This is a genomic window from Frankia sp. CoBUL1, assembly GCF_978021245.1.
Window position 1 is genome coordinate 22,678 of sequence record NZ_CDXDOS010000010.1, and the last position, 13,117, is coordinate 35,794.

The following is a 13,117-nucleotide window of genomic DNA, read 5'->3' on the forward strand; positions in this document are numbered from 1 at the left end:
GCCGGCCTGCCACGATCAGCCGGCTGGGGCGGCGGTGTCCGTGCCGCTGGCGGCAGCATCCGCGCCGCTGGCGACGGTCTCGGCCTCGGCTGCGGCCTTGGCGTCGCGGCGGGCCAGCAGGTCCTGCCAGACCTCCTCGATGCGGGCGTCGAGGTCGTCCAGGCTCCCGCCGTTGTCCACCACGATGTCGGCGGCGGCCCGGCGCTGGGAGTCCGTGGCCTGGTTCGCCATCCGCGCCAGCGCCTGGTCGCGGGGCAGGCCGCGGCCCTCGAGGCGGTGCAGCCGCACCTCCCGCGGCGCCTCGACGACCAGCACCACGTCGTAGGTGCCTTCGGCGTGCACCTCGACGAGCAGCGGGATGTCGTGCACGGCGATCCCGCTCGGTGACACCTCCCCCATGCGCCGCGCCGTCTCCTCGCGGATCAGCGGATGGACGATCGCTTCGAGCCGGCCGCGGGCGGCGGGATCGGCGAACACGATCCGGCCGAGCGCCTCGCGGTCCAAACCGCCGTCCGCGTTCGCCAGTTCGGTGCCGAACTCCGCCAGGACCGCGGCGAGCCCCGGGGTGCCGGGCGCCACCACGTCCCGGGCGACCTGGTCGGCGTCGATCAGCAAGGCGCCCCGGGCCGCGAGGCACGCTGACACCGCGCTCTTGCCTGAACCAATGCCACCCGTCAGACCTACTGTGAACACATCGTCGAGTCTGCCAGCTCCCGGAGCCAGCCACCCAGCCGGTCCGCCCGGCTGCGCCCTCGCGTACTTGGCAGCTCGCGTACTTGGCAGACTGTGCGGATGGAGGTTGCCCCGGTCGCGCACCGGCTCTGGCCGGCCCTGCTCACCGGCACGCTGCTCGGTCTCGGCGCCCTCGGCCTCGCGCTGGCACCGGCGCTCGCCGGTTCGGCACCGTTGCTGCTCGTTGCGCTGCGACCCACGTGGGCGATCCTGCTGCTGGTCGGCGGCACGGTGCCGTTCGTTCCCGCCCTGCTGATCGCCGCGTTCTTCCGCGGGCTGATCGACGTCGGCTACTTCGGTCTGGCCCGCAACAACATCCGCTCGGTGCTCCTACGGCGTATCAGCACCGGCCGCGCCGTGGCGGCGCTGTCCCGCCGCGGCACCCAGCGCCCGCTGCTGTGGTTCTGCCTGCTGAACACCAACGCGGCGGTGGACGCGGCGCTCGGCGCCGGCGACGTCCCGCTGCGCCGGTTCCTGCGCTTCCTGGTTCCCGGCTCCCTGCTGTCCTCGGCCCTCTACCTGACGGCGGCGCGCGCCGTGACGCCATGGATGCGCGGCGTTGTCACCTGGCTCGACGAGAACATGACCTTCCTGATCCTCGGCAGCCTCACGTTGGCGATCATCCAGCTGGGGGCGCGGACGCTCCTGCGCCGTCGGGGTCGGCTCCGCACTGCATCCGGTTCCCCGCCCGGCCCATCGCCCGGCCGGCATCGCGGATAGGGTGGTAACGGAACGTTTCCGGCTAGCCAGAAGAAGGCGGTGGACCGGCACTCTCTGGACATCCTGTGTCGCAGGTAGCAAGGTCGGTGACTCCGGGGTCATCCGCGGCCGTCGACGCCCGCGGGAATCCACCGGCGATCATCTCACGCTACGGAGTCGACGATGCCCTGCCCCCGCCACGCCCTGCCCTGCCCTGCCCTGCGCGATCCCACCCCACATCCTCGAACGCATTGTCCGCAACGGCACCGAGGAGCAGCGTTCCCGGGCCCTGTCCACCCTGCTCCAGGACACCTCTCATCGCACCATCCGGGTGCACAACGCCCTGATGCGCTCGACGCGGCGCGGTGCCGTCCCACCGCGCCCGGCGCCCGAGAGCGGCCCGCGGCGTACCGTCAGCGACGCGGGCGGCACCGAGATCCTGCCGGGTGCGATGGTTCGCGAGGAGGGTGGCGCCGCGATCGACGACGCGGCGGTCAACGAGGCCTACGACGGCCTGGGCTCGACGTTCGCGTTCTACTCCGACGTCCTGGGCCGGAGCTCCATCGATGACGAGGGGATGGCTCTGCTCGCCACCGTGCACTACGGCGACCACTACGAGAACGCCTTCTGGAACGGCCGCCAGATGGTGTTCGGCGACGGCGACGGCGAGCTGTTCAAGCGTTTCACGGCGTCGCTCGACATCATCGGTCATGAACTGACCCATGGCGTCACCGAGGACGAGGCGGCGCTGATGTATGTGAACCAGTCCGGCGCGCTCAACGAGTCGATCAGCGACGTCTTCGGTTCCCTGGTGAAGCAGTACGTCCGCGGCCAGACCACCGAGCAGGCCGACTGGCTGATCGGCGACGAGCTGCTCACAGACGCCGTCCAAGGCGCCGCGCTGCGGTCGATGAAGGCCCCCGGGACCGCCTACGACGATCCGGTACTCGGCGACGACATCCAGCCGGACCACATGGACCGCTACGTCCGGATGACCGCCGACAACGGCGGCGTCCACATCAACTCGGGCATCCCGAACAAGGCGTTCTACCTCGCCGCGACGGCTCTCGGCGGATACGCTTGGGAGAAGGCCGGCCGCATCTGGTATGAGACCCTGCGCGCACCGCAGATCCGGCCGGACACGACGTTCCGCGCATTCGCCTCGGTGACCGTGCACCAGGCCGGCCTGCTGTTCGGTGCGGACGCGCGGAAGGCCGTCTCCGAGGCGTGGCAGGCCGTCGGCATCGTCGTCCGCGCAGCCGGGTAATTCGGACCATCACGCCCGGCGACATCGAACGTCACCGCCCGGGACCACCTTGCCCGCCTTCGCGGCCCGGGCCCGCAGCAGCTCGCGGACGCGCTCCGCCGGCAGCGGAGGCGAGATCGCCTCTCCCTGCAGCAGATCGCAGCCGAAGTCGACCATCATCGTCAGGATCCGTTCGTCCTCGATGCCCTCACCGACGACCCGCAGCCCCAGGCGATGTCCCAGATCGAGCACGGAACGCACGATCGCGGCGTCGGGCAGGCTCCCCCGGACGTCCGTGACGAACCCCCGGTCGATCTTGACCTCGTCAAACGGCAACGTCTTGAGGATCTCCATCGAGCTATACCCGGTGCCGAAGTCGTCGAGGGAGAGCGCCACGCCGTGGGAGCGCAACTGACCCAGCATCGTCGCCGCACGCGCGGGCTGGGTGACCAGGGCGCTCTCGGTGATCTCCAGGGTGAGGACGTCGGGGGCCAGCCGGTGCGCGGCGATCGAGTCCGAGACCACCCGGGGAAGATCGTCGAGCACCAGCATCCGGGGGGAGAGATTGACCGACACCGGCAGGTGCAGGCCCCCCGCGTCCCAGGCGGCGCACTGCCGCAGTGCCTCGTCGAGAACCCACCGGGTCAGGTCCGCGATCAGGGGGGACCGCTCGGCGATCGGCAGGAACTCGCCGGGGGGGAGCAGCCCACGGCTCGGATGTCGCCACCGCAGCAACGCCTCGGCACCGACGATCCCACCGGTCCGAGCTGACTGGACCGGCTGGTAGTACAGGACGAGCTCGTCGCGGCCGATCGCGGCGCGCAACTGGGCGTTCAACGCGATCTCCTCGGGCCGCACCCCGGCGATGCCGGCATCCCACAGGCCCACGCTCTCCCCGACCCGCTTGGCCCGCAGCAGGGCCGCATCGGCACAGCTCATCAGGGTGGCCATGGTCGCGCCGTCGCGGGGGGCCACCGCGATGCCCACCGAGGCGTCCACCTCGACGTCGACCCCGCAGACCTGAAAGGGCCCCTGGATCTGGCGGAGGACCCGCCGGCCCAAGGTGCGCCGCCGCCCGGCGGCTATGGCCGCGGGCAGGGGGCTGCGGACGGCCGGCGCGCCCGACGGGCCGAGGGAGACGGGTGAAGCAGATGAGGTGGATGAGGGGGGTGAGGCAGATGAGACGGGCGGCGCCGGGATGATCTCGGGTCCGCGGAACACCAGCGCGAACTCGTCCCCGCCGGCCCGACCGACGAACACCGGCCTCGGAGTCAGGGTCGGCAACGTCTCAGCGATCATCCTCAGCAGCTGGTCCCCGCCGAGGTGACCGAGCGCATCGTTGACCTCGTGAAACCGGTTGAGGTCCACCAGGACGAGGACAGCCTCGTTCCCCGCGGCATTGATCTTCGCAACGGCGGACTGCCCGATTTCCATCGTCCCGCCCCGGTTGGCCAGGCGGGTGAGGGGATCGGAACGGTTCTGCAGCAGGCCCTCACGGAACAGGGCCTTCGCCACCGCGCCCACGAGCATGACGGCGGCGATGGTGGAGAACATGGGCGCGGCGGCCTCGGCCAGTCCGCCGTGGGCGGTGACGCCGGCGACGACGGCAGCGCAGACGGCCGCGGTGCCGGCGACGGCCCAGCCGACGGGGACCAGGGCGGCATAGGCGCACAGCACCGGGAACCAGGTCAGGTATGTGTCCGCGTTCCGGCCGGGCGCCGCGCTCGCCAGCGCGAAGGCGAGCGCGGCGGCGAGCGAGGCGACGGCGACGGGCGGAATCCAGCGCCCTCTCGGGTTGGCCACCAGCCCGACGACGGCGTTACCGACCGCGACCACCAGACCCAGCCAGTTTCCCCAGCGCAGATAACCCGGGGAGCCCGGAATGCACCCGGCGAGCAGGAAGAGCACCGCCGCGATCGCAGGGGTGACCACGAGAAAACGCCGACGGCCGGCGAACGTACGCCCGCTGATCAAAAACCGCTTCCTCCCGCACTGACCCGCGATGAGCCCGACCGAACGGACCGAGCGGATCAGGCGGACCGAACAGGGACGAACCGCACCGAGCGGGACGTCGCTCCGGGTGTCGCAACGACCCCGCATCCGAGAGGTCACGGTGCACGACGGCGACAGGACCGGGTCAGGCTTCCTTCCAACATAGCCGTCGATCCGGCGTGACCGACATCATAGCCAGCAGCTTCCCGGCACCGATGCAATTTCACGGTTCGGTACAATTCCTCGACTGATACCGGAGACGACGGAAAATCCGGGAAGCCAGCGGAGTAATTCGGCGCAAAAATGACATCCGGGTACAGGAACGCTCGGTAACAAGAACACTCGGTAACAGGAACGCTCAGTGCGCCGCGTCGTCCCAGGTGCAGCCGGCGCCGACGCTCACGTCGAGCGGCACCGACATGGTGTACGCGGAGGTCATCTCGGCCCGGACCAGCCGCTCGACCGCATCGTGCTCGCCGGACGCGATCTCGAGGACGAGTTCGTCGTGCACCTGGAGCAGCAGCCGGGAGGCGTACCCCCCGGCACACAGCGCCCGGTCGACCCCCAACATCGCAATCTTGATGATGTCCGCGGCGGAACCCTGGATCGGCGCGTTCAACGCCATCCGCTCGGCCATCTGCCGCCGCTGGGAGTTGTCGCTGGTCAGATCGGGCAGGTAGCGACGGCGGCCGAGGATCGTCTCGGTGTAGCCGTCCTTGCGGGCCCGTTCCACGACCCCACGCAGGAAGTCGCGGACCCCGCCGAACCGGGCGAAGTAGGCGTCCATGTGCTCCCGGGCCTCGTCCGGCGCGATGCCGAGCTGCCCGGCGAGGCCGAACGCGGACAACCCGTAGGCCAGGCCGTACGACATCGCCTTGATCCGCCGGCGCAGCTCCGGGTCGACCTCGGAGACCGGCAGGCCGAACGCCTCGGCGGCCACGAAGGTGTGCAGGTCCTCGCCGGAGCCGAACGCCTCGATGAGGCCCTCGTCACCCGAAAGATGAGCCATGATCCGCATCTCGATCTGCGAGTAGTCCGCCGTCAGCAGCGTCTCGTAGCCCGCGCCGACGACGAAGGCCCGGCGGATCTGGCGCCCCTCGGCCGTCCGGATCGGGATGTTCTGCAGGTTCGGGTCCGCGGAGGAGAGCCGGCCGGTCGCGGCGATCGTCTGGTTGAACGTGGTGTGGATGCGCCCAATATCGTCGATCATGGGGATCAGCGAGTCGACGACCGTCTTGAGGCGGGCCACGTCGCGGTGCCGCAGCAGCACCGGCAGGAGCGGATGGTCGGACTGGACCGCCAGCCAGGCGAGGGCGTCGGCGTCCGTGGTGTAACCGGTCTTGATCTTCTTGGTCTTGGGCAGGCCCAGCTCGTCGAAGAGGATCTGCTGCAGCTGCTTGGGGGAGCCCAGGTTGAACGGCCGGCCGACGATCTCGTGGGCCTGCGCGGCGACCGCGCTGACCTCGCCGCCGTAGTGCTTCTGCAGCTCGGTCAGGTGCTCGGAGTCCACGACGATGCCGGCCCGCTCCATGCCGGCCAGGACCGTGACCAGCGGGAGTTCGATGTCCCGCAGCAGGGTGGCGGCGGAGCGGCGTTCGAGGTCCGCGTCGAGGGCGTCGGCGAGCTCGAGGCAGGCCCGGGCCCGCACGGCGTCCGCGTGCGCCTGGTCGGCCTCGCCGGAGCCGTCGAGGGTCAGCTGCTGGCCGCCCGGGACGGGGTCGGCGGACAGGTCGCGATGCAGGTACCGGGCGACGAGATCGGCCAGGTCGAAGGACCGCTGGCCAGGCAGAGCCAGATAGGCCGCGAGCGCGGTGTCGCTGGTGACACCGGCGAGCGGCAGGCCAAGCTCGGTCAGGGCCAGCATCGGCCCCTTCACGTCGTGGGCGGCCTTCGGCTGGTTCGGATCGGCGAGCCAGGTGCCCAGCGCCGCCACGTCCGCGGGGGTGAGCAGCGTCGGGTCGATCCAGGCCGCGGCACCGCCGGCCGCGGCCAGCGCGAGACCGGCGAGCACACCGGTGCCGCGCCCCCAGGTGCCCCGGGCGTGCAGGCCGGTACGGCCGACCCTGTGGGCGTGCTCGGCGAGCCACCGGGCCACCTCGCCCGGCCCGAGCACGGTCAGCTCGATCTCGAACCCCTCGTCGGCGGGAGGCGGCGCGATCGCGAGGGCCGCGTAGAGCCGCTCCCGCAGCACCCGGAACTGCAGCGTGTCGAACAGCTGGTGGACGGCCTCCCGGTCCCAGGGCCGCATCCGCAAGCCGGCGGGGACGACGTCGAGCGGCACGTCACGGGACAGCTCCGTCAGGGAACGGTTGCGGATGACCTCGGACAGGTGGGCCCGCAGCGACGCCCCGGTCTTCCCGCCGATCTCGTCGGCATGATCGACCAGTTCGGCCAGCGAGCCGAACTGCTGGATCCACTTGGTGGCGGTCTTCTCCCCCACCCCCGGCACCGACGGCAGGTTGTCGGAGGGATCCCCGCGCAGGGCCGCGAAGTCCGGGTACTGCACCGGGGACAGGCCGTACTTCGCCTGCACCTCGTCGGGGGTGAAGCGGACCATGTCACTGATGCCCTTGCGGGTCATCAGCACCGTCACCCGCTCGTCGACCAGCTGCAGCGCGTCACGGTCACCCGTGACGACCAGCACGTCCATCCCCTCGGCCGCGCCCAGGGTCGCGAGCGTGGCGATCACGTCGTCGGCCTCGTATCCCGGCGCGCTGACCCCCGGCACCGCGAGGGCGTCGCACACCTGGTGGATGAGGCTGACCTGGCCGACGAAGTCGGCCGGGGTCTCGCCCCGACCGGCCTTGTACTCGGCGTACTGGGTGTGCCGGAAGGTCGGGGTCGGCAGGTCCCACGCCACGGCGACATGGGTCGGCCGCTCGTCGCGCAGGACGTTGATGAGCATGGAGGTGAATCCGTACACCGCGTTCGTCGGCTGGCCCGTGGTGGTGGAGAAGTTCTCCACCGGCAGCGCGTAGAAGGCACGGTAGGCCAGCGAGTGCCCGTCAAGCAGCAACAACCGGGGCGTTGCCGGGGTCGACTTCGCGGGGCTCGATGGCGCGGGACTCGGCGAGGACACGGCCGGGCCGGCCCCGGTGGCCCCGGTGGCCCCGGTGGCGGACGCTGCCGAGCGGCTCCCGGACGGAGACGAGGTGGGGGACGAGGTGGGGGACGAAGTGGTGACGGACACGCGGCGAGTTTAGGCCGTGGGTCGGACAGTTTCGCCGCGAGCGGGCGGACCGATGCGTCGACCACGTCGCTCCGCCGGTCGGTCGGATCCGCCGGTTACGGTCTGACGAGGGAGCTGACCGGGCCGAGCACGGCCCGTTTCCCGGCCCGGACCTCGTACACGTAGACCGTCGAGCCCTCGACCTCACCATTCTTCCGGAATCTGATGCGCTTGGTGACCCCGGGAATGTCGACCGAGCCGAACCGGGCGAGCACGGCCTCCCGCGTCGCGCCGCTACCGAGCCGGCGCAGCACCTCGATGACGGCGTTCGTGGCGTCATAAGCCTCGCCGGAATAGGTTCCAGGCCGCGCGTCGGCGTTGATCGTCTTGTAGTCGGCGACGAACCCCGCCGCCGCGGGATCGCTGTTCGGGTCACCGCAGGGGCAGGTCAGCAGCGTTCCCTCGGCGTTGCCGGCACCGGCCTGGTGGATGAGTTGGTCGCCGTTCGCGCCGTCGCCGCTGACGACCTTCCCGGTGTATCCCTTGCTGCGCAGCGCCCTGGTCAGCAACGCGAGTTCCGCATAGTAGCCAGAATAGTACACGGCGTCCGGATTCTCGGCGAGGATCTTCGTGGCCTGGGACGTGTAGTCCTTCGTCGGATTGATGCCGTCGTGGATCACGCGGATGCCACGGCCGGTCAGGGCCTTCTCGAGCGCTCCGGACAAGCCGGTGCCGTATTCGCTCCGGTCGTCGAGAGAGTAGACCTTGTCCGCCTTCACGACCTTGGCAAGGTATTCCGCGGCGGCGGATCCCTGCACGGTGTCCGGTGCGATGACCCGGTAGAAGCTGGTGAACCCGAGATCGGTGAGCGCCGGATTGGTGGCCGACGGGCTGACCGACAGCAGCCCGGCCCCGCTGTAGAGCGGCTCACTCGACTTCGTCGGTCCGGAGAAGACGGGGCCGACGACGCCGATGACCTCCGGATTGTCGATCAGTTTCTGCGCGGCGGTTGGCCCCTGCTCGGCCATACCCTGATCGTCCGAGGCGACCAGGCGCAGCCTGAACGACAGATCCTTGCGCCGGTTCGCCAGCTCGACAGCGGTCAGCACCCCGTCGTAGGCGTTGATGCCGAGCTGCTGGTTGTCGCCGGAGAGCGGCCCCTGAAAGCCGATGGCGTATTCCTTTTTCCCGTCGTCACCGGACGAACCACCGCCGCAGCCGGCAAGGACGGCCGCGGCTGTCAGCACACCCACGGATCCGAGGGCCCCCCACCGCGTCACGCTCGGTCGGGGCACGCCCCCTCGCCGTCCAGGACCCGTCATGACACGCCCTCCCACAGCACATCGCTGCCGCTACCGACACCCTCGGCGTCAGAACCCGGTCCGCCACCGCATCATCGGCAACCGATCGACAGCGGATAGTGACGAAAACGTAACCTTCGGAGGAGCGGAAGGGAAGCGCAACGTGAGCGTGTCGTAACTTGAAGGGGGTTTCGCCGGTGAGTCCGAAAGCAAACGACCCGATCGGAGAAGCGAACGACCCGGCAGAACCCGCAACGGCCCGGTCGGAGGATGTCGGTTGCCGCAGCCGCCGCAGCCATTACGGCAGCCATTGCGGTAGCCGCCGACACGTCACCGCCGGTCGGTCAGTTCTCCGTCTTCAACGGGACGAATCTGCCGCCGAGTACCGTGTAGAGCACGACCGTGGGCGATCGGGTGTCCCCCCAGCGGTCGAAGGCGACGGAGCCGGTGATCCCCGCGAACGAGCCGCTTCCGATCGCCGTCACGAGGTCGTGTCTGGTGGCCGCGTCCACGGTCGTCCGGCCCGGCAGCACCGTGGCCGCTGCGCGGATGATCGCCCTGGCGGCGTCGTACGCATAGGCCGCGACCGCGGGGATGGCCTCGGCCCGCCGCAGCTCCAGCTCCGCGGCGGGCTCGTTCACCCCGGACGTACCGCGGGTACCGGCGGCCGGCGGCCCGTGGGGCCCCTCCTCCAGGCCCGGCCCCGGTGCCGATGCCGGCCCCGGTGCCGGTGCCGGTGCCGAGGTGCCGTGAACCACCCTCGGGGTGGTGGTGACGCCCCGGCCGGGCGAGGCGGTCTCCGCAGGGTCCTCCTGGCTCCGCAGGCCCAGAGCCCCACTCGACCGCCCACCCGCGCCAGGCGATTCCACGCCGCCCGAGGCCCCAGGGCGGGTACTGCCCTCGTCATCCGCCGGTCCCCCGAAACGGTCGGAGTAGTCCGCGACGAAGGCACCCGAGGACGGCAGCCGGGTCGGCGGGACCAGCGGACCGATGATCAGATCGCCGTCGGCTGCCGACCTCGCCTCGTCGGTGTAGCGGGGCTGGAGCAACGCGTCCGAACCCACTACCTGGATCGACGTCCCCGCGTCGGCGAGCCGGGCCCGCAGTTTCCCGGCGAAGGCCGCACCCGTCGAGACGTAGACCAGATCGGGGGCGTCCTCCTCGATCGCCCGCGCGGTGTCGGCGATCTCGGATCCGTCCGCTTCGTCCCCCCGGACCTGGTACACCGATGTCACCGACGCGCCGAGAGCGGCGGCGCGCGCCGCGAAACGGGCGCCCAGGGTCGTGCCGTATCTCGGTTCGCCGTCAACGACGGCGATACGCCTGCGGCCGAGCGTCCTGACCGCGTACTCGGCGGCGACCCGGGCCTGGCGCTCGTCCGTTCCGGCCAGGCGGAAGTAGGACGGGAAGGGCCGGGTGCGCGGCCGGGAACCGGAGTCGGTCAGCGTCGGGTCCGCGTTCGACGGGGAGACGACGGGGATGCCAGCGGCGCTCAGCGTGGGCAGGGACACCTTCGCTACGAGTGAGCTCAGCGGCCCGACCACGCCGATGACATAATTGTTCGCCACGAAGGCGTCCACGGCCTGCGCTCCCCCGTCCGGACGGGACAGGTCGTCGTGGGCGGACAGCTCGATGCGCCAGCCCGGGACGGCCCCGGACTTGTTGGCCTCGTCGACCGCGAGCGCGACGGCGTTGCGCGCGCTCACCCCGTCCGTGGAGAGATCCCCGGACAGCGGCGCCATCACACCGAGGGTGGCGACCCGGGTGACGCCGGTGGCGGCTCTGGCGCCAGCGCCGCCACCGGCGTCATCGCCTGCACCGAGGCTGGCGGCCAGCGTGAGCCCCAGGACCGAGGGCACCGCGAGGACCAGGACAGCGAGAGCCGCAAGCGCCACGCGTCCGCGACCGGTGCACGATCTGGCCCGGGTCCACCGCCCGATCGAACCGGTCATCGACGCGAGAGACGCCCGCGACGAATCGCTCACCCGGCCTCCGGGATCACGGACACGGAGATCACGGACACGAAGGTCACGGACACGGAGGTCACGAGCCCGGCAACGCCTCACCCGACAGCACGGCCTCGGCGACCGCCCGCATCGTCCGGCGCTGGTTCATCGAGGTGCGCTGGATCCAGCGGAAGGCATCCGGCTCGGTCATGCCGTGCTCGGTCTGCAGCACGCCCTTGGCCCGCTCGATGATCTTCCCGGCCTCCAGGCGCCCCTGCAGGTCCTCCACCTCGGCCTCAAGGCTCACGATCTCGGTGAAGCGGCTCATCGCCATCTCGATCGTGGGCAGCAGGTCCTTCTTCTGGAACGGCTTGACCACGTAGGCCATGGCGCCGGCCTCACGGGCACGTTCCACCAGCTCCCGCTGACTGAAGGCGGTGAGGATGACGACGGGAGCGATACGGTCCTTGGCGATCTTCGCACCGGCCTCGATGCCGTCCATCCTCGGCATCTTCACATCGAGGATGCACAGGTCGGGGCGGAGCTTGCCGGCGAGGTTGACGGCCATCTCGCCGTCGCCCGCCTCCCCGACCACCTCATAGCCCTCCTCCTGGAGCATCTCCCTGAGGTCGAGCCGGATCAGCGCTTCGTCCTCGGCGATCAGAACCCGGCGCGGGTTCGAGGAGGGGTGGCTCATCGAGTCGGACTCCTGGTCTCGGAGGTGCGTCCCTAGTGTGACAGGACGGACGATCGGGGGGCCGTCCCGCCCCGGACACGGAGGGCGGGAGGTCGAAACGCACCCTACCCGGATAGAGTCTTCAAGGAGCGGTTCCGGCCGGGTTCGACGGCGATCTCCTCGCCCTCGTCCCGCCCGGTTCCTCCGCCCGTTTCACTTGCGCCAACTCGCCCCTGTTCCGTCTGATCCAACACGCTCCACCCGCCGGCCCCGGTACTCCAACGGCAGAGAGACGGTGCTCAAACCACCGACAGTGTGGGTTCGAATCCCACCCGGGGTACGTACAGCATCCACGCGCTGTGGATGCCCTGTGGCTGCCGGGGCGGCCCGGGGGCGGCGGCCGTCACTCCCGCCAGATGGGCGACCTTGCCGAGGTCTGCCACCGGAATCTTGATCATCATGTGCACCTCCTGCCTTTCGTGATCGAGGTGGACGGTGAGCTGAGTGCTTTCGTAGAGGCGTCGCTGCAACGCTTCCGGCGCCTGGCGGAGCTTGAGGTGCAGCTCCGGCAGGGCGTCGAGGAGGGCGAGGCTGTCTTGGCCTGGCCGGTCGGGTGCGGTTTCGTCCGCCGCGTCGAGATCCTTGATCTTCCCGAGGGCGGTCCTACGCTCTGCGTCGAGCTGGTTGTAGCTACTGCGCAGTCCCTGGGTGAACGGGTCGTCGGGGTCGCCGTCCTGCGCCTGGCGGAGCAGGTTGCCCTGCCTGCGATCAAGTTCGTCGATCTTCTTCTGGAGCCGGCCTCGCTCGGCTGCTCGTTCCCGCTCGGCTCGGTCGTCGTAGGTCGCGAGTTCGGCGCTCAGGAGGGCGATCCTGTCGCGCCCGAAGACGCGTTCGGCGTAGAAGCCGGCGATCGCGGCTTCAAGGACGTCTTCGCGGATACGGACGCTGTTGGGGTGTCCGGCGAACTTGTCGTCACGGCCCCGGTTGTTCGCTCGGGGCCAGCACTTGTACCAGACAGGTGCACTGGGATCGCGGACGGTTCCGAACATCCGCCGCCCGCAGGTGCAGTGGATCATTCCCCGGAACACGTAGGTCCGTTTGGTCGCGGGGTGGCGGTTGAGTTCGTTGTGCTCGCGGGAGCCGCGCCGGGTCTGCCGGTTGGCGTTGAACTCGTCGTACATCCACTTCGGGATCAAGGGTTCGTGGACGGGTTCGGATGACCACACCCACTTCTCCGGCCCGTTGACCGCCCCATGTCGGGACCGGGTCGCCCGCCGGTTGAACACCCAGGGCTGCGCGAAGGTCGCATGGTGTGACGGCCTGTTGCGCTAAGTGGCCATGAATTGGAGTGTCCGG

9 protein-coding genes and 1 tRNA gene are annotated in these 13,117 nt (G+C 70.3%); 3 read left to right on the top strand and 7 right to left on the bottom strand.

What is annotated here, in order from left to right; genetic code table 11:
• Positions 1 to 15 precede the first annotated feature (15 nt).
• Positions 16 to 693, bottom strand: coding sequence for a dephospho-CoA kinase (gene coaE, locus AC08OX_RS02290; RefSeq protein WP_476606269.1), 678 nt, complete (start codon positions 691 to 693; stop codon positions 16 to 18).
• A gap of 99 nt (positions 694 to 792) precedes the next feature.
• On the opposite strand from coaE, the gene AC08OX_RS02295 reads away from it, so the two are divergent.
• Together AC08OX_RS02295 and AC08OX_RS02300 are read left to right on the top strand one after the other, a co-directional pair.
• On the top strand, positions 793 to 1,452 hold the full coding sequence (locus AC08OX_RS02295) for a hypothetical protein (RefSeq protein WP_476606270.1): 660 nt from the start codon (positions 793 to 795) through the stop codon (positions 1,450 to 1,452).
• 1 nt (position 1,453) lies between these two features.
• Complete coding sequence (locus AC08OX_RS02300) at positions 1,454 to 2,698, top strand: M4 family metallopeptidase (protein WP_476606271.1); 1,245 nt, start codon at positions 1,454 to 1,456, stop codon at positions 2,696 to 2,698.
• Positions 2,699 to 2,707: 9 nt separating this feature from the next.
• Here the strand turns inward: AC08OX_RS02300 and AC08OX_RS02305 are convergent, their stop codons facing one another.
• The 5 genes from AC08OX_RS02305 to AC08OX_RS02325 all read right to left on the bottom strand — a co-directional run bounded on the left by AC08OX_RS02305 (position 2,708) and on the right by AC08OX_RS02325 (position 11,782).
• Positions 2,708 to 4,777, bottom strand: coding sequence for a putative bifunctional diguanylate cyclase/phosphodiesterase (locus AC08OX_RS02305; protein ID WP_476606272.1), 2,070 nt, complete (start codon positions 4,775 to 4,777; stop codon positions 2,708 to 2,710).
• 250 nt (positions 4,778 to 5,027) lie between these two features.
• On the bottom strand, positions 5,028 to 7,748 hold the full coding sequence (gene polA, locus AC08OX_RS02310) for a DNA polymerase I (protein ID WP_476606275.1): 2,721 nt from the start codon (positions 7,746 to 7,748) through the stop codon (positions 5,028 to 5,030).
• A gap of 206 nt (positions 7,749 to 7,954) precedes the next feature.
• On the bottom strand, positions 7,955 to 9,160 hold the full coding sequence (locus tag AC08OX_RS02315) for a branched-chain amino acid ABC transporter substrate-binding protein (protein WP_476606273.1): 1,206 nt from the start codon (positions 9,158 to 9,160) through the stop codon (positions 7,955 to 7,957).
• Between the two features lie 323 nt (positions 9,161 to 9,483).
• Positions 9,484 to 11,091, bottom strand: coding sequence for a branched-chain amino acid ABC transporter substrate-binding protein (locus AC08OX_RS02320; RefSeq protein WP_476606276.1), 1,608 nt, complete (start codon positions 11,089 to 11,091; stop codon positions 9,484 to 9,486).
• Positions 11,092 to 11,182: 91 nt separating this feature from the next.
• Positions 11,183 to 11,782: an ANTAR domain-containing response regulator gene (locus tag AC08OX_RS02325; RefSeq protein ID WP_476606274.1), complete on the bottom strand. Its 600-nt coding sequence runs from the start codon at positions 11,780 to 11,782 to the stop codon at positions 11,183 to 11,185.
• A gap of 246 nt (positions 11,783 to 12,028) precedes the next feature.
• Between AC08OX_RS02325 and AC08OX_RS02330 the strand changes: the two genes are divergently transcribed.
• Positions 12,029 to 12,101, top strand: a tRNA-Leu gene (locus tag AC08OX_RS02330).
• On the opposite strand, the gene AC08OX_RS02335 is transcribed toward AC08OX_RS02330, so the two are convergent.
• Positions 12,061 to 12,942, bottom strand: a complete 882-nt coding sequence (locus AC08OX_RS02335) for a recombinase zinc ribbon domain-containing protein (protein WP_476606277.1) — start codon at positions 12,940 to 12,942, stop codon at positions 12,061 to 12,063. The genes AC08OX_RS02330 and AC08OX_RS02335 overlap by 41 nt on opposite strands.
• Positions 12,943 to 13,117 lie beyond the last annotated feature (175 nt).

Bases quoted from the DNA above. Each gene is read 5' to 3' on its own strand.
- AC08OX_RS02295 (WP_476606270.1), top strand. From the start codon at position 793: ATGGAGGTTGCCCCGGTCGCGCACCGGCTCTGGCCGGCCCTGCTCACC.
- AC08OX_RS02305 (WP_476606272.1), bottom strand. From the start codon at position 4,777: ATGCGGGGTCGTTGCGACACCCGGAGCGACGTCCCGCTCGGTGCGGTT.
- AC08OX_RS02315 (WP_476606273.1), bottom strand. From the start codon at position 9,160: ATGACGGGTCCTGGACGGCGAGGGGGCGTGCCCCGACCGAGCGTGACG.
- AC08OX_RS02320 (WP_476606276.1), bottom strand. From the start codon at position 11,091: ATGACCGGTTCGATCGGGCGGTGGACCCGGGCCAGATCGTGCACCGGT.
- AC08OX_RS02325 (WP_476606274.1), bottom strand. From the start codon at position 11,782: ATGAGCCACCCCTCCTCGAACCCGCGCCGGGTTCTGATCGCCGAGGAC.
- AC08OX_RS02335 (WP_476606277.1), bottom strand. From the start codon at position 12,942: ATGTACGACGAGTTCAACGCCAACCGGCAGACCCGGCGCGGCTCCCGC.